Genomic DNA, 23,363 nt, shown 5'->3' with positions numbered 1-23,363 from the left:
TATTGTGATGTTAAAGCTAATTTATATTGAAAATAGCGACATTAACTGGCTAAAGAGTTTTCACTTAATGCATCAAATAAATGAATTGAATCCAGATCTAAATATAATTTCAATTCGTCGGTATTCACTTCTGCCGCCTGAGTTTCTACAGTCAGTGGCTGACCGGCAATTTCAGTTTTCAGCAAAATACTGGCACCCAGTAATTCTTTATCTTTAATTTTTACTGAGAATGGAAAAACACGCTCATGATCGATATGTTGCGCCCGTAAATGAATATCCGTCGGACGAACCCCCAAATGTAAGGCCAAATTCTTTGAGGCTAATGCTTTAAATCGTTCAGGTAACGGAATCAGATTTTCGCCCAATTGAATATAAAACGCTTGATCCTGACTGATGAGCTTCGCTTCCAGCATATTCATCGACGGGCTGCCGATAAACTGGGCAACAAACTTATTCGCCGGCCGTTGGAAGACATCCGTTGGCGTCCCGACCTGCGCAACATAGCCATCTTTGAGAATCACAATCCGATCCGCGAGCGTCATGGCTTCAATTTGGTCATGGGTGACGTAAATCGTGGTGGTTTTCAATTCGCGGTGTAGCTGTTTAATTTCTTCACGCATCACCCCCCGTAGCTTCGCATCGAGGTTCGAGAGCGGCTCATCGAATAAAAAGACCTTAGGGGTACGAACCATCGCGCGACCCATTGCGACCCGCTGACGCTGACCGCCCGACAACTCTTTCGGTTTGCGATCCAGTAGCGGCTCCAGCTCTAACATCTTTGCCGCTTTACGCACTTCTGTATCGATATCTTTTTTAGCCATGCCTTTGAGTTTCAATGCAAATGCGATATTTTCGTAAACCGTCATGTGGGGATAGAGTGCATAGCTTTGAAATACCATGGCTAAATCGCGGTCTTTCGCATCCACTTTATTAATCAACTTATCGCCGACATAAATGTCACCGGAAGTAATACTTTCAAGCCCGGCCAACATCCGTAATGTGGTTGATTTGCCACAACCTGACGGCCCGAGGAACACCACAAACTCACCATCATTGACCGTGAAATCAAAGTGCTTCACGACATCAACCTCACCGAAGGATTTCTTGATGTTTTTGAATTCAACTTTAGCCATTACTTATTCTCCTCAGCTCGCTCTAACAACATATTTTTATAAGCAATAGCGCTTTGTTTCAGTGTTCTTTCCTGCGTTTGATAATCAACATAAACCAAACCAAACCGCTGCCGGTAGCCAAATGCCCATTCAAAATTATCCATTAAACTCCAGGCAAAATAGCCATCGATCCGCACCCCGGATTTAATTGCCTGATCAATGGCTTCAAGATGGGTTTGGAAATAACGCACGCGTTGTTCATCATTGACTTGTCCATCAACACAGGTGTCATTCGTCGCAGCACCATTTTCGGTCACATAAATCGGCGGTATATTGTCATAACGCTCATGTAAACGAATCAGTAAATCCGTCAGACCCTGCGGATAGATTTCCCAGCCGATATACGTATGTTCATTGTCCGGTTGCGGCACGGTTTTAATCTCGCCATTCTCACCATAACGCACCACATTGCGGGTATAATAGTTAATCCCAATGTAATCGACCGGCGCGGAAATAATCTCCAGATCCCCGTCGAGAATCATCGGCATATGTATTGCCTGACTCTCCGTAATTAATGCGGGATATTCCCCTTTGAGAACCGGATCAATAAACCATTGATAATTTTCAGCATCGGAGTAATTGGCAGCACCGATATCTTCGTCTGCCAAGGGGTAAGCCGGCGACGCGCTGAATACCACCCCATGTTTGGCATTCGGGGCATTTTTACGCAGTATCGGCATGGCTAAGCCATGGGCTAACATCAGGTGATGAGAGGCTAAAAAGCCTTCACGTTCCCCGACGATACCGGGAGCATGAATCCCCCAGCGATACCCAAGAAAAGCAGCCACAAACGGTTCATTCAATGTGGTATACACCTCGATCTTATCGCCGAAATAACGGCTGACGATATCGGCATATTCAGCAAACTTATACGCAGTTTCACGATTGAGCCAACCGCCTTTATCTTCGAGATATTGGGGCAGATCCCAATGATAGAGAGTGACATATACCGTCATTCCCCGGGCATGACACGCATCGATGATCTGCTCATAAAACGCTAACCCTTGCGGATTCACGATGCCATCTTCAGGTAGAATACGGGGCCATGCAATCGACAAGCGATAAGCATCGACGCCTAAATCACTCACCATTTCAATATCTTGTTGCCAGAGATGGTAATGATCACAAGCCACATCACCATTGTCACCATTGTCTACCTTGCCCGGAATCTTACAGAACGTATCCCAGATTGAAGGTGTCCGTCCGCCTTCTGCGACACCGCCTTCAATCTGATAAGAAGATGTTGCCACACCAAAAACAAAGTCTTTATGACGTAATTGAGAGTCTTGAGGAAGTTCGTATTTATTCATGCTCATAACCTTTAAAATCCTAACCTTTTACTGCACCGGACGTGAGCCCGCTGATCATCTGTTTAGATGCAAACAAATAAGTCACGACAAGGGGCAGTATTGAAATTGTTGTACCCAGCATCACCGCACCCCATGGGGTATTCGGAATCCCCTGCACACTGCGAAGCGCTTGGGTGATGACGTAATTTTCAGGCGTTGTCAGTACCACCAAAGGCTGCATAAACATGTTCCAGAAGAAGACAAACTGGACAATAGCTAAAGTCGCCAAAGCGGGTTTCATCAAGGGCAACACAACACTCCAGTACGTGCGTAGCTGACCGGCACCATCAAGCTTCGCGGCTTCTAATAACTCTTTCGGCACGGAAGCAACAATATGTTGACGCATCAGAAAGATCCCAAACGGTGTGGTCGTAAACGGCAGCCATACCGCGATGTGGTTATCTAACAGGCCAAGAAACTTAATAATCATGAAATAAGGGATCAGACTCAGCACCGGGGGAATCATCATGGAGCCGACCAACATACCGAATATCAGTTTCTTACCTTTAAATTGAAACACGCCGAATGCATAACCACCCATGCTACAAAACAGCAGTGAAATGGCAGTCCCCAGAAAGGCAACATAGATCGAATTAAACATCGCCTGCCAAAATGGCATGATTTCTTGCAGCTTGGCATAGTTGAACGCCAGACTATCGCCAATCGCAAAACTGATCCCCGAACCAAAAATTTCAGTCCGGTCACGGGTTGATAACAGCGCTGACCAGACAAACGGAAATACCGTCACAATCGCAGAAATAATTAAAACAAATGCCAATACAATCATAAGTGACTTGGTCATCACCGCGATGGTTCTGTCACTCGGTTTTAAAGCACTCAGGCCCGAAGGTTTTGTCTCTAATGAGTTCGTCAACATTTTATTGTTCCCCCAGTCCTTTCTTGCCGAAGAAGAAAAATTGAATCAAAGTACATGTTGCAATCAGCGCAAACAGCAGCCATGAAATTGCCGACGCGGTGCCCATTTCTAACCATTCCCAACCCACTTTGTAGAGATACATTGAAATCGTTAAACCAGACTGGCCGGTCCCGCCGGTACCACGGGTCAAAACAAATGGTTCTTCGAAAAGCTGCAAGTTACCGATAATGGTCATCGTGACGGCAAAGAAAATAAAAGGACGAATCATCGGCAGGGAGATACTCCAGAAACGACGTAGCGCATTGGCACCATCCATGCGGGCGGCTTCTAAAATATCCTTCGGAATCGTCATCAGACCCGTGGTATATAAAACAATGTTGAAACCGGTATATTTCCAGAACACCATAATTGCGATCGACGGTTTGACCATCGTGGCATCATCCAGCCAACGAATCGGCTGAAATTGTTCCACCCATGCAAATGCCCAACCGAATAAAGAGCTGTCAGCAAGTGAAGTCAGCGTCTGATTGATAATGCCTGAATTGGGTGAATACATATTAAAGAAGATCAGTGAGGCTGCGACAGTAGAAGTGATATAAGGCAGAAAATAAGCAGACGTTAACCAATGGCGTAATCGGTCTGCCATTGAGACTAAAATATAAGCAACCGGAATCGCGACTAAATGTTGCGCCACACCAGAAGTAATTGCGAGCCAAAATGTGTTTTTAAGTGAACGCCACAGCCATGGGTCAGTCAGGGCAACTGAATAGTTTTCAAACCCGACAAACTTCATCGCTTCTAAACCTTCGACCGGGTTCCATGCGTGAAATGAAAGATAGACCGAAAAAACGAGTGGAAAGACGCCAAACACAGAAAAAATACATAAAAACGGGAATAAAAAACCATAGGGTGTAAGCGCTTTCAAATATTTATTTAAAAAACGCTCCTCCGATGGGTATCTATTTTCATCTCTTGACGAATGCTTCATAATTACAACCTCTTTACAAGGAAGTCATGATGACTTCCTTGTATACATACTGATTCATTAATTAAAGATTACGAGTCCGACGCTTAATTAAGCGCTCCGCTTCTTTAAGTGCAGTTTTAATATCTTTACCTTCATCAAGCACTTCCATCAGCGCATTTTCAAAGATAATCGAACGAGCGATATGATCCCCTTTTGACGGCTGAACCGGTTTGATATTTCGAGCCACTTCAGCAAATAGCAACCGCGCTTGTTGACCACCAAGGAAATCAATTTTTTCTTTAAACATGTCATCGTCATACGTGGTGACATTGGCAGGGAATGCAGCAATCGTAGCAAAGTGTTTCAACTGAATTTCACGGTTGGTCGTCATGTATTTAATCAGTTCCCATGCTTCATCCTGATGCTTGGATTGCTTAGGAATGGATAGGAATGATCCGCCCCAACTGCCGTAAATTCCATCCGGTAAATGTGAAACGGCCCATTTTCCTGACGTTTCCGGGGCGATCCAGTTCTGTAAATGTCCGAGCAACCAAGCTCCTGATAATTGCGTCGCAAAAGTACCTTTACGGAACCCTTCATACCATTCATTTGACCAAGCCAGAATTCGGCCGTCTAACCCTTTATCACGAATTTCTTTAGCCACTTGAAACGCATGAACAAACCGTTCAGACGTGACAACCGGTTTACCATTCTTATCGAAATAGATGCCTTCACCTTCAGGGACGGTGGTGAAAATGATGGTCTGGGCGACATCAGAAGCGGACGGAATTAACTGGACACCCATTTTTTTGAGTTTTTCACCGGCAGCAATGTATGAGTCCCAGCTTTTGATCACATCATCAACTTTCAGCCCGGCTTTTTTGAAGATATCGGTGCGGTAGTACATGACCCCGGGGCCTAAATCCACCGGCATACCATAGATATCACCATCACTCCCTTTACCTTGCGACCATGCATAAGGCGCAAAACGATCGGCGTACTGATCGGCACCATATTTTTTAGACAGGTCAACCAAACCACCTGAAGCGACAAACGGACCGATCTTCTCGACATCAACAACAATGACGTCACCGGCACCAGAACCTGTCGCAAGGTTCGTTGTTAGTTTGGTATGGTGGTCACCGTGGTTATTCATCAGATAATCAACGTGAATCCCTGTCTTTTTTTCAAAATCGGGCAGTATCACTTTCAGGCTACTGTCAAAATCGGGAAATCCATCAAAGCGAATATTCTTATCCGCATCCGCAGAAAAAGAAGGCGCAGACACGATTCCCATCAGAACAGCCGAGGTGAGTGTTAAGGCTTTTATTTTCATCATTTATCCTTAAATAACTTATAGGGTATTTATAACGTTCTTGACCGAATCTCTAATCACTAGAGAAGGTACAAGTTTAAGATTCACATCAGATTTATTTTTATTAAGTTTATGAATCGCGAGTTTTACTGCTTCTTTGCTCATTTTCTCAATCGGAAAATCAATAGTTGTTAATCCCGGTGTGAGATAACGAGCAAAAAGAATATTATCAAATCCAACTAACGAAATATCATCCGGCACAGAAAGCCCCACTGACTTCAACACTTCTCGCGCGCCAAATGCCATATGATCATTGGCTGCAAATACAGCAGAAAACGGACATCCGCGATTGAGTAGTTTTTTCATGGCGCTCATGCCGGTTTCTTCAGTAAATCCGGCTTCAGAAACGAGCATCTCGTTATATTCCAGACCGGCATTTTCCAGTGCCTTTCGATATCCCTGCAAACGTCCTCTTGCATCAGATTTATTCAATGGCCCGGTAATACAGGCAATATGTTTATGTCCCATTTTGATCAAATATTGAGTGGCTAATAAACCGCCGGCTTCATTATCGATATCAATACAACTGGTCAACATTTCAGGTACGACACGATTAATTAAAATAATGGGAATTCCTCGCTCTTCGAGCATGATTAAATAATCATCATCGAGTTGTTGTGTATGAAGAATAAGCGCGTCAACCCGACGACCTAAAAGAAATTCCACCGCTTCTTTCTGGCTTTGCTCAGTATTTGAACCCGCAGTAATCACCGCATGATAACCTAATTGACGCAGCTGCCCTTCAATACTCTGTAATATCCCTGAATAAAATGGACCACCCAATTCAGGAACCACAATACCAACACTTTCTGTACGGCTGGAAGCCAACGCCTGAGCAATCGAATTCGGGCGATAACCCAATTCTTTAATAGCACTTTCGACTTTTAATTGCTTTTCCCGACTGACCCGGGTTGAACCGTTGATTACTCTGGAAACAGTCGCTTGTGATACACCTGCACGTTCTGATACATGTTTGATAGTGACCAAATGAACCTCTGTCTGAAATCGCTTACAACTCGAGTATTCAAGATTATTGGCCGCTTAATCGTGACGTTAATCACGCTAAACCTGAATTTTATTTAACGATTAGGAAAAAATTGAAAGGCTTTGCAGTTTTCTAATAAGTCATGAAATCATTTCACATCTCAAACATCGTTATCATTCATAACATAAAGTTCCCACACTTATTTTAGTGCTTTTATTTTATTCACTTCGAATATTAATTAAATTGCTTATCATAATTTAAATGAAGAAGTGAGTTTAGATTGATGTTCTGCCATCTGTTCTAATGTTTTACTCTGCTTTGCTAAATTTTCGGAGCGAACCATATTTTGGTGAGACAAGGTTTGAATCTTATGAATATTATCCTTGACCTGAATTGCCGCACACTGGTGTTGCTCCGTCGAAGCCGATATTTTATGACTCTTTTCTTCAATTTTATTCAGATTGATGTGAACCTGAGTTAAAGAGGAATTGACATCTTGCGTTTGAACAATACAGTTTTCCATATCATCGACACACTCTGATATTTGTTTTACCGCTAAAACAGAGCTTTGTTGTAGTTGTTCAATTTTTGCCTGTATTTCCTGGGTGCTTGCCGTTGTTTTTTCAGCCAGTCCCCTGACCTCGTCCGCCACGACAGAGAAACCACGACCTTGTTCGCCCGCTCTTGCTGCCTCAATCGCGGCATTTAAGGCGAGAAGGTTCGTTTGTGAAGAGATATTAGAAATAATGTCCAGAATCGACTCAATACCGGCACAATAACTCTCTAATTGATATATCGTTTGGGTTGAATCTCTCAGGCGCTGAGACAAATGGTTCAATTGCTCAACATTTTTTTGCATTAATACTTGTCCTGCGTCTGAATCATTCACCGCAACGGTTGCGATAGATAACGTCTCGCTGACCGACTCCGATATGTCTCTCACCGTGTATTCAATTTCTTCCATGGCTGAGGCCGTCAATGCAGTTTGTGAATTTTGCTCTGCAATAGCAAGGCTGAGTGCCTCACTGGTCTGTTGATTATCGAGAGAAGCATGATTCAGTTGCTTCGCTGTCGAGCGGATTTGATGAATGATATGGGATAAATCATCGATGACCATATTCACCGTCTTAGACAACATCCCGAACTCATTGTTGGTTTGATCGTTGACTCGTGAGCTCAGATCTTTTTCCGCAACGTGGCCAAGAACGTGTTGCAAGCGTCGGCTCGGTCTGCGAATCATGGCCGCGATCACAATACCGATTGAGAGCGCAATTACCACTGACACAATCGACAATATCACGACGGTAATAACCGATTCTTTGGCTTGAGCCGTGGATTCAATATACCGCTGTTCTGCCATTTGAGTCGCATACGCTGAAAAGTCATCAATATGTTTCAATTGTGCGTCAATATCCACCTTAACCGTCTCCTGTTGCATAGCCAGTTGCTCATAGAGTTCTACCATCGCAATATGCTTTGAGACAGCCCCGTCAGCGGAGAAGGCTTGCTGGCCAAGTAGCTTCAATGGTGTTTCGCTTTGGCGGAAAAATGATGGTGATGCAGCCTGAAACGTTGCAATCGCATCATCCAAACGTGTTTTGCGTATTTTAAAGCGCCGCTCTAATGCGCGGGTTTCAATTACATCTTGTAAAGAAAACGCGTCATTGACTTCACTCACTAACAGTCCAATCTGAGTGAGCAACGCTTCAACCGACTGACGCGCATCAGGCTGGCTTGCTGCAGCCAGATTTGCTAATAAATTATTATTAATTTGCATAATGAGTGACTGGAGCAATGCTCGTTGTTTGACATTTTCATCTTTCATTTGCAAATACTTCTGATACCCACTCAGTATTATATTAATATCTTGAAATGTTTTAACGGCTGTCGATTCTATTTTCTCAATAAACCCCCGAATATGATGCTCAGGATCATCTCGTTTTTTAAACCATGCTAGTTTGGTCTGGAAATCTTGCATCGATTGATGAATTGACTGACTTAAAGGCTCCAAATCTTCCGGATATAGGGTGGATAAATATGACATCATACTCCGGTCAATATTCAAATAGTTGATGGTCAGTTCACCTGAACGTAATATGAACGGTGTTGATTGTTTCAACATGAATTCCATATTGGCAGAGACTTTATGATTACTATTTAATAATGCACCGGCTGAAATTAACATCGTTAAAATAATAGTAAAAAACCCCAGATAAACTCTAGACACAATTAAATTAAGATTCATATTAAAGCTCTTCAATATCACATGGGTAAAAAAAAGGCACAAGTGTGCCTTAAAAATTAATTAGAATAAAACAGTTGTGAAAAAAACTCGTTGCGTTGATTTATGACAAATCATCAGAACATTCAAAATACTAACTAATGAAACAACTGAAAACATCGCTAGAATTCACATAAATCTATAAAATCCAACTCAATCCGTACAAATCACTTACTATTCATATACTTGTGTAAAATTAAAAATTAATATCGTACAAATTAAATTGATAAGAATCACAAAAAATCGGTGTTATATTTGGCATTAAATATCTAACATCTGAAATGTTTTCACAATTTTGAATTGTTTTCATAAAAATAATGGTGACTTCGATATGTTTCGGTCTGAACGAAAAAAACAGAGATAAAAAAAGGCCAACCTATTAAAGGCTGACCTTTTTTTCTTAAATATCAATTCATTTAAATATCAATTAATCAAGCAGAGCAACAGATTCGCGTACAATTACCAACTCTTCGTTAGTCGGAATAACCATCGCTACCGCATTGTGTAGTTCAGAGCGGGCAATAACGCCTGAATTGCCAAACCGTGCAGCTTCATTGCCGGCTTCATCTTCCACGAACCCGAACACGCGCAAATAATTCAGAATTTCACGACGAATCGGTAGTGAGTTTTCACCAATCCCGCCGGTAAATATAATCGCATCAACGCGCTGAAGCGGAATCATGTACGAAGCAATATATTTTGCAACTCGATAGGTAAACACTTCAAATGCGAGTTTGGCATCTTCATTGCCTTGTTCCATGGCTTCTAACACACCACGGGCATCGGAAGTCAGACCGGATAAGCCCAGAAAACCTGACTTTTTATACAAAGTGTCGAAGACTTGTTCTTGTGTCCAGCCTTTCTTTAATAAAAATTCAATAATGCCCGGGTCAATGTCACCGGAGCGCGTCCCCATCATCAATCCGGCCTGAGGGGTGAATCCCATCGACGTATCAACACTTTGACCATCCCGAATTGCACAGACAGATGCACCATTGCCCAAATGGACAGAGATTACATTGGTGTCATTGACATCTTTATCCAGCATTTTTGCCGCTTCACGGCTGACATAATAGTGGCTGGTGCCATGAAAACCATAACGACGAATCGCATACTCATCGTAAAGCTCAGTCGGAATTGCATCCCGGTAGGCTTTTTTCGGCATGGTTTGGTGAAATGCGGTATCAAACACAACAAACTGAGGTAGCGAAGGAAATGCTTTGACTGCTGCGCGAATCCCTTTGACATGGGCTAGATTGTGTAACGGTGCAAGTTCTGCCAGTTGCTCAATTTCGGTAATAACCTGTTCATTGATACGAACCGTCGAAGTAAACTTCTCTCCCCCGTGGACAACCCGGTGCCCGATGGCAATGATGTTGTCATTCAGCCCGAGGGACTCAATCAGTTTGACAATCCGATCAACCGCATGTTGGTGATGATTATCAGGATAATCGATCGTTTCCTCTGTTTTCTCACCCTGATATTTCCAACTGATAACAGCCTCGGATAATCCGAAACATTCACCTAACCCACTGACAATAGCATCACCGCTTTGAGAGTCGATCACCGCGAATTTAAGGGATGAACTACCTGAATTAACGACCAACACATACGAGTTCGACATAAGGCTTTATCCTGTATTCAAATCAATATTGAAGCAAATGCTTCTCCTAACAATCAACGTACCCATTATTCAATATTTTTTGAATGTTTCAACTTTATTTTAGTCCATGTTGATTCTTAAGCGATTTTTTTATGATCGAGAACAAGGAATAATTTATTTTCAAATAAAAAATATATGAGTTACTCAGTAAGCACGTCTATTTCTTTAACTCGACACTGCAAACTTGAGCAGTCTCATTCACTTGACTGTATTTTAAGATCTGATACGCAAAATCAAGCGGTGTCTCATAAGCCGAACTGGTCTTGGCAATGACTAAATCAGAAACTAAAACCCCCGCTTCCGTCTGCGTCAGAACCCCGGCTGCAACAGGCTCACCCTGCTCAAAACCAAGATATAGCTCACAAGGTGGCGCATAAATAATTTGGGTAAAGAATTCGATAATGGCTTCTTTTTCTGTCGGGGTCTGGTATTGCCCGGCCTGAAGCTGAGCAAACATCACCGTTAAACGATGAAAATCAACGCGATAGACATCCTGTGGTATCAACTCAGCAACGGCCTGTAATGCGACATCCTGATATGTGCATTGCTGAACCGATGCCAGATATAGATCACGCCCAATCAAACTTTGGGGCGTTGGATACGCAACATCTACTTGAGCCGATAACCACTGGTTTTTTATTTGTGCGATATTCATAAAGCCCTATCATTTCAATATCGGGGAATCACCCATCTTACTCGAATCTATCCCGAAAAGGGGATAAAAGTGCTGCTTGGGTTCATATCACTGCCGAAATTCCCGGTGAATCAGTCATCACTTAGCGATAACGTTCATAGACAATGTCACGGTAATGCCTTCATCAGACTCAGTTTATTTGGGAATCCTCAAATATCTTGCTATGATGGGACACTCATTTGACGGCTGGAAACCATACATGAGACTCAAGAATATATTCATCGCATCACTGCTTTCTCTGGGACTCACTGCCTGTGATAACAATGAAGTGGGTGATGTCAGTTTAGGCCTGTTTACCACCCAAGATATCAAAATCAATCAGCTCATCGACCCCATCGTTACCGGTGTTACCTGCCACATTGCCAGCATTGAAGCTGATCTTAGTTTATCCGATCCATCAGACTCATCGATTGCCTGTCGGCAAACGGGGGAGATAACTCCTGAAATGATCGCAAAAATTGACAAGTCAGATTCGGGGGAAGTGATTTTCAAAAAATCCAAAAGTATTTTCTTTAAGTCCATGAAAATGCGCAGAATATATGACCCAAAGACACAAACGCTGATCTATGTTTCTTACTCAACTAAAGAGACTTCCGGCAGCTTCAAACACAGTATATCAACCGTGCCACTGTGGGGAACACAAGCCTATCAAAAGCAGCCAGAACCGAATCATTGAAGCAATACTCTAACACGACCAACTTAAGCAAATCAGACTGATGAGCATATTGGCGTCAAGGAGCCTTCGATTACATGCAAAAAGACTTGGGGGAAGGGGTGTCACAAGTTCAGCCGCCCAACAACGAATATAACACGCGCCTCATCCATATTTTTGATGTGTTCAATGAGGGAATATTTCACATGGATGCCAAAGGCCATCTGACATTTTATAACCCGAATTTCTATGTTCAGTTTGGTATTCAGTCACCCACAATTCATATCTCCGCATGGTATGCGCTTGTTCATCCTGACGATCAGGCATTACTGATCAACCGAGTCGACTATCATATCGAGGCTTTTGAACAACGAATGATCACACCGTATCGGGTAAGAAAAACCGACGGTGACTATTTATGGATCGAAGGAAGTGCGATCTGTTTGACCGAAAACGGTGAAACTTACATCGTCGGCAGTCACCGGGATATTTCTGATAAAAAAATGATGGAAACCTATCTCAAAGAAGCCGCTTTCTATGATGACAGCTCCGGTTTGTTTAATCTGCGAAAACTACTTTTAGATCTGGATTTACTCGTTCAATCAACAAAGAACAACTTTTCGGTCATTTATATTCAGATTCATGAATTACAATCCTATCTGATCGAATATGGTTCTGCCCTACTCAAAAACGTCATCAGCAATGTCAAAGCAGCGGCCAATGTCTTCCCCCATGAAAACGCAACACTTTACCGGGTGAGTTTGGATACATACGCGGTACTGTTCAGAGATTCGGTTGCGCATACATCTCTCAGAATGATGTGTACTCAATTTATTCTCCGTTATCAGGCCTGCATGGCACAACAAAATACACTCTTTGCCAATGGCATGAGTCTCGGAATTTATCCGGATTGTGACCACCAGCTTGAAAGTGAAGAAATCTTGAGTATTGCCTTTAGAACATGTGCATTTGCCAATGAACAAAGTCAGTCTCAGATCGAAGTGTATGAGGGGAATACGCAAAAAAAAGTGGATCGCTATTTTTACATCGAAAGCGGCTTAAAAGATGCTTTAAGAAATAAAAGCCTCTCGGTCAAGTTTCAGCCCATTGTTGATACTACGACGGGAAAAGTCTCCAGTTTCGAAGCTTTAGTCAGATGGCATTCCAAAGATTACGGTCACATTTATCCCGATGAGTTCATCCCCGTGGCTGAAAATAAAGGCCTCATCGTTGAGCTGGGGTACCAAGTATTTGAGAAAGCGTGCCGATTCATCTCTCATTACAATAGAACAAATCAAGCCTCAGCCCGGGTGAACGTCAATGTCTCAGTGCTACAATTACTGAACAGTAACTTTCCCGATGAAATGTTACGCATTACCTTAGAATCAGGCCTCAATCCGGCTTCGATTATTCTTGAATTGACTGAAACCGTGATTCTTGATGAACATAAATATGCGCTTCAGCAGATTAACCGACTCAATGAGCTTGGTTTTTTATTGTCTCTGGATGATTTCGGTGCCGGTTTCAGTTCTATTCACAGCTTTTTCGATCTCCCCTTTGATCAAATCAAAATAGACCGATACTTCTCGATGAAGACCATGCAAAATCATAACTCTTACCAATTTCTGGCATTTTTAATCGAGTTATGTAGGAAAGAGCATATCAGTGTGGTCATAGAAGGGATTGAAAACAGCGACATGTTACGCCAGTTCCATAAGATGGGCGCTTCTCACTTGCAGGGCTACTGGTTTGCAAAACCATTATCACTTGCAGCAGCCATGCATTATAACCCATCAAATATGATGGGTGTGTCCGTCGCACCGAATTGTGGCTGAAGCCCTTTCCTTCCATCGATATCCCAAAATACCGAATAATACCCCCAATAAGTACCATCCTATCGAGCCACCACCGGAGCTACTACGCAATATATTCGTCTGATAATACGCCAGACGTTTTGCATCCGTTGCAATATAGTTTGGGGCAAGGGTGCCATCCAGCACCTGATCAATCCATGTATCATAGTTAGTTAACTCAGTAAACACACCCGTAATTGAGCCAGAGCCACACACCGTCGGCCCGAAACTGGTAATGCCAACTTGACGCAGCGTCCCACTGTCATTCCAGTAGATCGGCCCGCCTGAGTCGCCGGCACAAATCCCATTATTCATCGTAGGTGCTGAACCGCCGGAAAAACAGATTTGAGAATCATGCAGCCCGGAGGTTACTGAAGCACAGGTTGACTGGTCAACATAATCCATTGACGTTTTCAACAATTTATAGGTGATAGTATTGGTGGTGGTATTGCCATGACCAATAGCGGTAAAACTCTCGCTATTACTCCGATAGGACTCATTCGTTGGACGATTGATCGTGCCGCCAGTATTTAACGGTGATGTCAGTTTAATAATCGCAATATCGTCTTTCCATAGGTCACTTTCCGAATCACTGAATGAACTGAAATAATAAAATTCAGCCGGTCTGACCGGGATAATATTGTAAATCCAGTCCGTTTCATCACTAGTCTGCCCGACCGTCATAAACAACATGGACTCTTCATTAATACTGTCTCCGCTGAAAATACAGTGTGCGGCCGTCAATACATACTGATTGGTCAGCATGGTGCCACCACAGAAACTATGCCCGCCATACATCCGATCATACTCCGTGCGGTCATAAAACAGGCTGACAAAGTCAGGATGGGTGACCACCGATGTTTCCGTGCCGTTGACAATATAAGGGGAAACATCACTCGAAAAGACAGGTGAAGACAATAAACAGCAACAGCATAGTGCTATGCGAATCCACTTTGAAAACATTAGAATATTTCGTCATTAATAAAAGTATGACTTATCATAGCCGCACGAAAAAAAAAGGAAAATACTTTCTGTATTTCCCTTTTCAATTTGATGCAATGCTATTATTTTCCGCGATAATAACGTTGAGGGACAAACGGCATTTTGGTTATCGTCATCGGTAGCATCTTACCGCGCACATCGGCATAAATCTCCGTATCGAGAGTTGCATACTCACTGGCGATATATCCCATCGAAACCGGCTGCCCTGCGGTTGGCCCTGATGTACCGCTGGTCACAATGCCGATCTGTCGGCCTTGCTGATCAAATAATTCCGTTCCTTCCCGAACCGGTGCTTTGGTCTGTCCGACCAGCCCGACGCGCTTACGCTGTGCAGATTGCTGTTCAATCTGTTCCAGAATCACTGCCGCCCCGGGAAATCCTCCGGCTCTGGCACCGCCTGCCCGACGCACCGGACTGATTGCCCAGAGTAAACTGGCTTCCACAGGGGTTGTCGTCTCATCCAAATCATGACCATAGAGGCACAAACCACATTCCAACCGCAGAGAGTCACGCGCCCCAAGACCAATCAAGGCAACCTCATCGAATGTGAGGAGATGATGAGCCAGCCGCTCGACCTGATCGGCCGGGACAGAGATTTCATAACCATCTTCCCCCGTATAACCACTGCGACTCACAATACATTCGATATCCAGCAACGACACGCGCCGTACATCCATAAAATACATCTCGGCCACTTCCGGTGCCAGTTGTGATAAGACGCTGGCCGCCTTCGGGCCTTGCAAAGCCAGTAGAGCCCGCTCATCCAGCTCTTCCAAAACCAGATGTGCAGGTAAATGCTGTTTTAGATATGCAATATCTTGTTGCTTGCAGGCCGCATTGATGACGACAAACAGGCAATCGCCTAAATTGGCAATCATCAAGTCATCTAAAATTCCACCATTTTCATTGGTCAAGAAGCCATAACGCTGTTTGCCAACCGGCAGATCAACCACATCGACAGGCACCAGTGATTCCAGTGCCAGTGCCGCGCCCTCTCCTTTCAAGCAGATTTGTCCCATATGAGAAACGTCAAATAAGCCGGCGGCTTCACGAGTATGCAAATGCTCTTTCTTGACCCCTAAAGGATACTGAACCGGCATTTCATAGCCGGCAAACGGTACCATCTTGGCGCCAAATTCCTGATGCAATGCATACAGTGGTGTTCTTAACAACGGCTGATTCTCTTGTTCAGATGACATGTGGCTCTCCCTTTTCATACATCCGGTTGCCCGACAAAGTAGGCTTTAATATTGTATGTTGTGCATGTTTCCTATAATAAACTTTTTGAAACACACACAGATTGATCATTTCGCAGTAACCCATAAAATCAGTGCATCAGAATCACTGACCGACGTTAATACATGGCCCATGTTGGCATCATAGTAAACACTGTCACCGACATGTAGCGTGATCGGTTCATAAAACTCGGTATACAGCATCACTGAACCCTCAAGTACCAACAGAAACTCTTCTCCATCGTGCCGAACCCAATCACCGTATTCTTCAAATTCTCTTGCCCGAACCCGGGTTTTAAACGGGGTCATTTTTTTACCGGATAACTGAGTCGCCAGTAATTCATGTTCATACGTGGATGTCGGATGAGGCTTTCCCTGCTGTGCCAGAGTGATATCTCTGCGCCCTGTCGCCACCATTTTCTTTGGTGGCTCAAATAGTTGTGGCATCCCGATATCCAAGCCATGCGCTAATTTCTGCATCGCCTGAAACGTCGGTGAAATTTGCTCATTCTCAATTTTACTCAGAGTAGACCTCGCCAATCCGGTCTTTTGGCTTGCTTCTTCTAACGTCAGGCCGAGTTCAAGACGAATATCCTTAATACGCTGCCCTAATCGAAGCGGGTCGATGTTATTTTCCTGAGATTCCTGCGTTAAAACCAAGGCAGGATTATCATCCAGCGTACTTTTTCCCATGGTGTCTCCTCTAGTAAATATCAATAACAATTCCCACCGGAATCTTGTCATCTCAATCAATTTAGTGGCCTTCAGATGTGACAGTATTTCAACTCACACCATGGCCGCGGTTTCCGGTGAATATCACTGAGACGGCATCTCATGATTACTTTTTTACATACTAGCAAGAAAATTAATTTCCTATAAGAAATTTTTATTGATTACGATTCTCTCAACAGGTAATGTTAGCGACATATCATCCGGATTTTTACAGAAATGACTTAGTAACATCATCTAAATTGGCTACGCTATGGGAAGAGTCGGACACCCGATGATTCCGGATGGATGACAGCGAAAGCAGATTTTGGCTTTCATGATGTTTTGCAGTCATTCTCTGATTTTTGATCCCCCCTCAGGAATACAATCTGAATCCGGTGACACTCTGATCACTAGTTATAATCGATTTTTGGAGATAAATGCATGGATAACACGCTGAAGTTTACTGACAGCCACGAATGGGTTCTCAATCACGGTGACGGGACCGTTACCGTTGGCATTTCAGAACACGCACAAGAAATGTTAGGTGATGTCGTATATGTTGAACTCCCTGATGTTGACAGTGACGTGGATGCCGGTGACAACTTTTCATTGGTCGAATCCGTCAAGGCGGCATCTGATATCTATTCCCCGGTCAGCGGCATCATCATTGAAGTAAACGAAGATCTCGGTGATCGTCCCGAACTGATTAACGAAGAACCGTATGAAGGAGGATGGATTGCCAAAATCCGCATGACGGATCCCGCAGAACTGGATGATCTGAAAGACGAAGCAGAATACCTCAATACATTGGAAGACTGATCAACCAAAGCTGCTTACATCTCTTGTGCGCAGCTTTTTTATATCCTGAGTTCAGCTTGTATCAACTGATACCTTTTTGTGGTCACGGTAAGGAATTATGACTCAACTACTGCGCAACCTCTCTTCTCAAACAGAATTCGCAACACGTCACAACGGCCCGCGCCAACGGGAACAAGCAATGATGCTGAAGACCATTGGTGCACAAAGCCTGACAGCGCTCATCAGTGAAACCGTCCCGGCCGGCATTCGTCTGGAATCTCCCCTTTCGCTCCCTGAAGCGATGAGTGAATCCGAGATGCTCGCGGCATTGAAACGCATCGCAGGCAAAAACCAAATTGCCCGCAGTTTTATCGGTCAGGGTTACTATGACACATTCACACCCAGTGTCATTCAACGCAATGTTTTGGAAAACCCCGGCTGGTATACGGCATACACCCCTTACCAACCTGAGATTTCGCAAGGTCGTTTAGAGTCACTGCTGAATTTCCAGCAGATGGTGATTGACTTAACCGGTATGGATATCGCCAATGCCTCACTTTTGGATGAAGCAACCGCCGCAGCGGAAGCAATGGCCTTATGTAAAAGAGCCGGCAAAAGTAAAAGCCAACGCTTTTTCATCGCGGATCATGTTCATCCGCAAACTATCGCAGTGGTCAAAAATCGCGCTGAATTCATGAATTTTGAAGTGGTGGTGTTGCCGGTCAGCGAGCTGCCTCAGCAAGATGTCTTCGGCGCCTTACTGCAATATCCGACCACCACCGGTGAAGTCACTGATTTAACCCCGGTGATCGAGGCTGCCCATCAGAATAAAACTTTGGTTGCAGTTGCTACCGATTTACTTGCCAGCACATTAGTTAAACCGGCCGGAGAAATGGGTGCCGATATTGTGATTGGCTCTTCCCAACGCTTTGGCGTACCAATGGGCTATGGCGGCCCACATGCTGCCTTTATGGCAACCCGCGATCAATACAAACGCACCATGCCGGGCAGAATCATCGGTGTCTCGGTGGACGCCAAAGGCCAGCCCGCACTGCGTATGGCGATGCAAACCCGGGAGCAACATATCCGGCGCGAGAAGGCGACTTCGAATATCTGTACCGCGCAGGCACTACTGGCGAACATGGCGGTTTTCTATGCCATCTACCATGGTCCGGAAGGACTCAAAACCATCGCCCGGCGAACCCACCATCTGACCGCAATCATGGCGGCCGGACTCACGTTACAGGGTTACAAACTGCGTCATCAGACGTTCTTTGACACCCTGACAATTGAGACCAGTGACCAGACCGATGCGCTGTATCAAAAAGCACAGCAAGCCGGGCTTAATCTGCGTCGCTATGAGCAAGCCCTTGGCATCAGTTTCGATGAAACCAAGACGCCGGATGATCTTCAGACCCTGTTTACGGTATTCAACATCCAAGCCGATCCGGAAAAGATTGCCACTGAGATTGAGCATAATGAATACGCGGCGATTCCTGAATCCTGCCGCAGAGCATCCGCTTATCTGACTCACCCGGTCTTCCATCGTTATCACAGTGAAACGCTGATGATGCGTTATCTGAAAACGCTGGAGAATAAAGACTTCTCGCTGACCCACGGCATGATTCCACTGGGCAGTTGCACCATGAAACTCAATGCTGCCTCTGAGATGATTCCGGTGACATGGCCTGAATTCGGCCAAATCCATCCGTTTGCCCCAAAAAGTCAGGTTGCCGGATATACTGAGCTGGCCGAAGATTTAAAAACCAAACTATGCACGATTACCGGTTATGATGCGTTCTCACTGCAACCGAACTCCGGTGCATCCGGTGAATATGCCGGGCTGATTGCGATTCAGCGCTATCATCAGAGCCGCGGTGAAAATAACCGCCATATTTGTTTGATTCCAAGCTCAGCGCACGGCACCAATCCTGCCTCAGCCGCAATGGTGTCACTGGATGTTGTCGTCGTCGCTTGTGACTCGAACGGGAATATTGATCTTGCCGACCTCAAAGCCAAGATCGAAAAATATCAGCAAGAAATCTCCTGCATCATGATTACTTACCCGTCCACCCACGGCGTGTACGAAACGCATGTCCGGCAGGTATGTGAACTGATCCACGCGATTGGCGCACAGGTTTATCTGGACGGCGCGAATATGAACGCACAGGTCGGACTGACCACCCCCGGCTTTATCGGCTCGGATGTCTCCCACCTGAACTTGCATAAAACGTTCTGTATTCCGCACGGCGGCGGTGGCCCGGGCGTCGGCCCTATCGGAGTGAAATCTCATCTGGCGCCATTTTTACCCGGCCACATTGAGTCCGGCGTCGAAGGCAACGACCATGCAGTCGCGGCCGCAGATTTAGGCAGTGCCTCGATTCTGCCGATATCCTGGGCTTATATTACGATGATGGGCACCGCCGGATTAACCGAAGCGACTCAACTGGCGATTCTGAATGCCAACTACGTGATGGAGCGGCTCCGCGCCCATTATCCGATTCTCTACCGAGGCGATAACGGCCGCGTTGCGCACGAATGTATTATCGATATTCGGCCAATTAAAGAGGCGTCCGGCATTTCCGAAGAAGATATCGCCAAGCGGCTGATGGACTATGGCTTCCACGCGCCGACGATGTCCTTCCCGGTGGCCGGTACATTGATGATCGAACCGACAGAATCGGAAGATCTGGCTGAGTTAGATCGCTTCTGCGACGCGATGATCGCCATTCGTGAAGAGATCGACCAAGTCGTTGCCGGTGTGTGGCCGCTTACGGATAATCCGCTGGTGAACGCACCGCACACACAAGCTGATCTGGCCGCCGACGACTGGCAACATCCATACAGCCGTGCACTCGCCTGCTTCCCGACCCCACATACTCAGTCAGCAAAATACTGGCCGACCGTCAATCGGGTCGATAATGTTTATGGCGACAGAAACCTGATCTGTAGCTGCCCGCCAGTCAGTGATTATGAGGGTTAGGTGATTACGGATAACTGAGTTGAGAACTCACTTGAATGGCAAAAGGCGAACGGTTTGGTTCGCCTTTTTGTTATGCTGTAAAACATTTTTGGACAAAACTGAGTTACGAGCCAAAGTGCGCTCTGACTGTTCGGATTAACTCAGGTATTGCAACCATACGCTCAGTAGACACGAAGGTAGCCCCAAGGAGCTGAAAGGGTTGTTGCGTAAATAAGAGCGAGTAATGAACATGGTAGCTTTATCTAAGTGTTTGATTTTGTGTACCGCAAAGCTTTTTGGAATGAACTTTGTCGACGAAAACCCTTGATTATGCAAAAATGCACAAAAAATTTTTAAATGAAAATTTGTGTAAAATGGCAAACGAAAATACTGGACTTCATTCTGCAAAGCGAAATAAAAAAGATGAGTTTTATACGCAGTTAACCGACATTGAAAGAGAGCTGCGTCATTATCGTAATCAGTTTCAAGGTAAAACGGTTTACTGTAATTGCGACGACCCATATATCAGTGCATTCTTTGAATATTTCGCCAAAAACTTCGAGTACCTTGGGCTAAAGAAGCTTATTACTACATGCTACAAAAGCCAGAGAGTTGATTTATTTAGCCAAGGAGACTCTGAAGCAGCCATAAAGCTGGAATATACTGGAGGGGCAAAAGATAACCTTCCCACCCCCGACGACATAGGTGTTACTCAACTTCAAGGTGACGGCGACTTTAGAAGTGAAGAATGTATTAAAATATTAGAAGAAGCAGACATTGTTGTTACGAACCCTCCGTTTTCTTTGTTTGGAGAGTATGTATCGCAATTAGCAGCCTACAACAAGAAATTCATAATCATCGGACATCAAAACGCTATCACCTACAAAGATGTGTTCCCATTAATCAGGGATAACAGGATGTGGCTTGGTTATGGTTTCAAACGAAATATGGCTCACTTTGTAGCGCCTCACTATGAAGACACAGCTTCGGATAATGACCATAAAGAAGGTATGATTCGAGTTTCGGGTGTGGTCTGGTATACCAGCCTCGATCACAATAAACGACACGAAGAGATGATTTTAGTGAAAAGGTACTCTGGCAATGAATTAGAGTACCCTTACTACGATAACTTTAATGCTATTGAAGTGTCTAGAACGCAAAACATACCAATGGATTATGAAGGGGCTATGGGAGTTCCAATTACATTTCTAACAAAATATAACCCCGAACAATTTGATATTCTAGGTTGCAGCTATTCTTACGGTGAACCGATTGGCTATCATAAAGAGGGGTGTGGTTACGGCGCTAGTGTAGATGGAAAGCAAATTTACAAAAGGCTTTTCATTCGCAATAAAAATCCAATTAAGTAAGAGATTTAAATGGAAATTGAATTAGAAAAAATTTCGATTAAGCAATTGGTTGCTAATTATCAGGACAACGAAGAGGCTGGGGTTATAGGATTTGATGGGTTATTGAACATTCGTCCTCCTTACCAACGTGAATTCGTTTACAGTGATAAACAAAGAGAGGCGGTAATCAATACCGTAATTCGAGGTTTTCCTCTGAATATGATGTACTGGGCGGTTACTGAAAATGGCTTTGAAATAATCGATGGGCAGCAGCGTACTGTATCTATTTGTCAGTTTATAGACGGGGTATATTCGTACAATAATAGATATTTTCATAATCTTCAGAAGGATGAACAGGATGCGATTCTTGATTATGAGTTAACAGTTTATAAATGTAGCGGTACGGATAGTGAAAAACTTGATTGGTTCAGAACAATCAACATTGCTGGCGAGAAACTAACAGAACAAGAACTACGCAACGCGGTTTATTCAGGTTCATGGACTTCTGATGTAAAACGGTACTTCTCCAAAACTCAGTGTGCTGCTTATCAGCTTGCGGATAAATATATGTCAGGCTCTCCTATTCGCCAAGACTACCTTGAAACTGCAATTTCTTGGGTAAATGAAGGTGATATTGATGGATATATGGCTAAGCATCAACATGACCCTAATGCTACACCTCTATGGCTTTATTTTCAGACCGTAATCAACTGGGTTACAGCAACCTTCCCTAAGTATCGAAAAGAGATGAAAGGAATTGCTTGGGGTGTTCTTTATAATAGACATAAAACCGATAGTCTTGACCCTAGAACCTTAGAAGCTGAAATAATTCAACTTATGAGTGATGATGAGGTTACGAAAAAGAAAGGTATTTATGAGTATTTGCTGACGCGAGATGAAAAGCATTTAAGTATAAGAGCTTTCACCGATAGTCAAAAACGAACGCTTTATGAGCGCCAAAAAGGAGTATGCCCCGCTTGTACTGAGCACTTTGAACTAAAACAGATGGAAGCGGATCATATAACTCCTTGGTCGCAAGGCGGAAAAACAGATTTAAAGAATGGGCAAATGCTGTGTAGAGACTGTAACAGGCGTAAGTCCAATAAGTAATAAATGCGGGATGGTAACTAACTATTATTCATCTTTAGTTGAATTGAATCAAATCAAACAATTCTTCACTTTCCATCTAATCCATTGCAGCCCTAGTGACCTGCTCCCCTAAATCTAGTCCAGTCTATACTTAGTGATGTTCATCCAACCAAGGAGATGATGAACATGAAGAAGCGATTCAACGAACAACAGATCATTACCATTCTTAAAGAAGCCGAAGCAGGTATTCCCGTCAGGGAGTTGTGCCGTAAACACGGGATCTCGGATGCGACTTTTTACACCTGGCGCAAAAAATATGCGGGAATGGATGTCTCCGAAGCCCGTCGGC

Annotated in this window: 19 protein-coding genes; 7 read left to right on the top strand and 12 right to left on the bottom strand. The window is 44.1% G+C overall.

Annotation, left to right across the window (positions count from 1 at the left end):
- Positions 1-41: 41 nt before the first annotated feature.
- From VR7878_RS17200 to VR7878_RS17160, 9 genes are all read right to left on the bottom strand, one after another.
- Entirely contained in the window at positions 42-1,133 is a 1,092-nt protein-coding gene (locus VR7878_RS17200; RefSeq protein ID WP_077337267.1) for an ABC transporter ATP-binding protein, read from the bottom strand.
- Positions 1,133-2,482 (bottom strand): GH1 family beta-glucosidase, encoded by a 1,350-nt coding sequence (locus VR7878_RS17195; RefSeq protein WP_077337290.1) that lies wholly within the window; start codon positions 2,480-2,482, stop codon positions 1,133-1,135. The genes VR7878_RS17200 and VR7878_RS17195 overlap by 1 nt, the downstream gene beginning before the upstream one ends.
- Positions 2,483-2,501: 19 nt before the next feature.
- Entirely contained in the window at positions 2,502-3,398 is an 897-nt protein-coding gene (locus VR7878_RS17190) for a carbohydrate ABC transporter permease (RefSeq protein ID WP_077337266.1), read from the bottom strand.
- 1 nt (position 3,399) lies between these two features.
- The gene (locus VR7878_RS17185; RefSeq protein ID WP_077337265.1) at positions 3,400-4,386 is read right to left on the bottom strand and encodes a carbohydrate ABC transporter permease; all 987 of its coding nucleotides are present in this window, start codon (positions 4,384-4,386) and stop codon (positions 3,400-3,402) included.
- Positions 4,387-4,447: 61 nt separating this feature from the next.
- Positions 4,448-5,701, bottom strand: coding sequence for an ABC transporter substrate-binding protein (locus VR7878_RS17180; protein WP_077337264.1), 1,254 nt, complete (start codon positions 5,699-5,701; stop codon positions 4,448-4,450).
- An 18-nt stretch (positions 5,702-5,719) separates the two neighbouring features.
- Entirely contained in the window at positions 5,720-6,727 is a 1,008-nt protein-coding gene (locus VR7878_RS17175; protein WP_077337263.1) for a LacI family DNA-binding transcriptional regulator, read from the bottom strand.
- A gap of 248 nt (positions 6,728-6,975) precedes the next feature.
- Positions 6,976-8,970 (bottom strand): methyl-accepting chemotaxis protein, encoded by a 1,995-nt coding sequence (locus VR7878_RS17170; protein ID WP_077337262.1) that lies wholly within the window; start codon positions 8,968-8,970, stop codon positions 6,976-6,978.
- A 463-nt stretch (positions 8,971-9,433) separates the two neighbouring features.
- Complete coding sequence (locus tag VR7878_RS17165) at positions 9,434-10,630, bottom strand: acetate/propionate family kinase (protein ID WP_077337261.1); 1,197 nt, start codon at positions 10,628-10,630, stop codon at positions 9,434-9,436.
- Between the two features lie 196 nt (positions 10,631-10,826).
- Entirely contained in the window at positions 10,827-11,324 is a 498-nt protein-coding gene (locus tag VR7878_RS17160) for a hypothetical protein (protein ID WP_077337260.1), read from the bottom strand.
- A gap of 238 nt (positions 11,325-11,562) precedes the next feature.
- Here VR7878_RS17160 and VR7878_RS17155 point away from each other — a divergent pair, with 238 nt between their 5' ends.
- Together VR7878_RS17155 and VR7878_RS17150 are read left to right on the top strand one after the other, a co-directional pair.
- Positions 11,563-12,039: a CreA family protein gene (locus VR7878_RS17155; protein ID WP_139344134.1), complete on the top strand. Its 477-nt coding sequence runs from the start codon at positions 11,563-11,565 to the stop codon at positions 12,037-12,039.
- A 74-nt stretch (positions 12,040-12,113) separates the two neighbouring features.
- Positions 12,114-13,850 (top strand): GGDEF domain-containing phosphodiesterase, encoded by a 1,737-nt coding sequence (locus tag VR7878_RS17150; protein ID WP_077337259.1) that lies wholly within the window; start codon positions 12,114-12,116, stop codon positions 13,848-13,850.
- Here the strand turns inward: VR7878_RS17150 and VR7878_RS17145 are convergent.
- The 3 genes from VR7878_RS17145 to VR7878_RS17135 all read right to left on the bottom strand — a co-directional run bounded on the left by VR7878_RS17145 (position 13,809) and on the right by VR7878_RS17135 (position 16,798).
- Positions 13,809-14,831, bottom strand: a complete 1,023-nt coding sequence (locus VR7878_RS17145; protein ID WP_077337258.1) for a S1 family peptidase — start codon at positions 14,829-14,831, stop codon at positions 13,809-13,811. The two genes, VR7878_RS17150 and VR7878_RS17145, sit on opposite strands and share 42 nt — an antisense overlap.
- A 101-nt stretch (positions 14,832-14,932) precedes the next feature.
- Positions 14,933-16,069 carry a glycine cleavage system aminomethyltransferase GcvT gene (gene gcvT, locus VR7878_RS17140; RefSeq protein WP_077337257.1) on the bottom strand — a complete coding sequence of 379 codons (1,137 nt, stop codon included), beginning with the start codon at positions 16,067-16,069 and terminating at the stop codon, positions 14,933-14,935.
- Between the two features lie 105 nt (positions 16,070-16,174).
- Positions 16,175-16,798 carry a helix-turn-helix domain-containing protein gene (locus VR7878_RS17135; RefSeq protein ID WP_077337256.1) on the bottom strand — a complete coding sequence of 208 codons (624 nt, stop codon included), beginning with the start codon at positions 16,796-16,798 and terminating at the stop codon, positions 16,175-16,177.
- A gap of 459 nt (positions 16,799-17,257) precedes the next feature.
- Here VR7878_RS17135 and gcvH point away from each other — a divergent pair, with 459 nt between their 5' ends.
- From gcvH to VR7878_RS17110, 5 genes are all read left to right on the top strand, one after another.
- Positions 17,258-17,635, top strand: a complete 378-nt coding sequence (gcvH, locus tag VR7878_RS17130) for a glycine cleavage system protein GcvH (RefSeq protein ID WP_077337255.1) — start codon at positions 17,258-17,260, stop codon at positions 17,633-17,635.
- A gap of 97 nt (positions 17,636-17,732) precedes the next feature.
- Positions 17,733-20,597, top strand: a complete 2,865-nt coding sequence (gene gcvP / locus VR7878_RS17125; RefSeq protein WP_077337254.1) for an aminomethyl-transferring glycine dehydrogenase — start codon at positions 17,733-17,735, stop codon at positions 20,595-20,597.
- 287 nt (positions 20,598-20,884) lie between these two features.
- Positions 20,885-21,946 carry an adenine-specific methyltransferase EcoRI family protein gene (locus VR7878_RS17120; protein ID WP_235862906.1) on the top strand — a complete coding sequence of 354 codons (1,062 nt, stop codon included), beginning with the start codon at positions 20,885-20,887 and terminating at the stop codon, positions 21,944-21,946.
- Between the two features lie 9 nt (positions 21,947-21,955).
- A complete protein-coding gene (locus tag VR7878_RS17115; RefSeq protein ID WP_077337253.1) occupies positions 21,956-23,035 on the top strand; it encodes a GmrSD restriction endonuclease domain-containing protein in 1,080 nt (359 codons plus the stop codon).
- 165 nt (positions 23,036-23,200) lie between these two features.
- On the top strand, positions 23,201-23,363 hold a 163-nt coding region (locus VR7878_RS17110), incomplete at its 3' end, for a transposase (RefSeq protein ID WP_139344031.1).

This window comes from Vibrio ruber DSM 16370 (assembly GCF_900163965.1).
Taxonomy (GTDB): Bacteria; Pseudomonadota; Gammaproteobacteria; order Enterobacterales; family Vibrionaceae; genus Vibrio; species Vibrio ruber.
The sequence above is the reverse complement of the archived record's forward strand: the minus strand, read 5'-3'. Positions and strand labels throughout refer to the sequence as shown.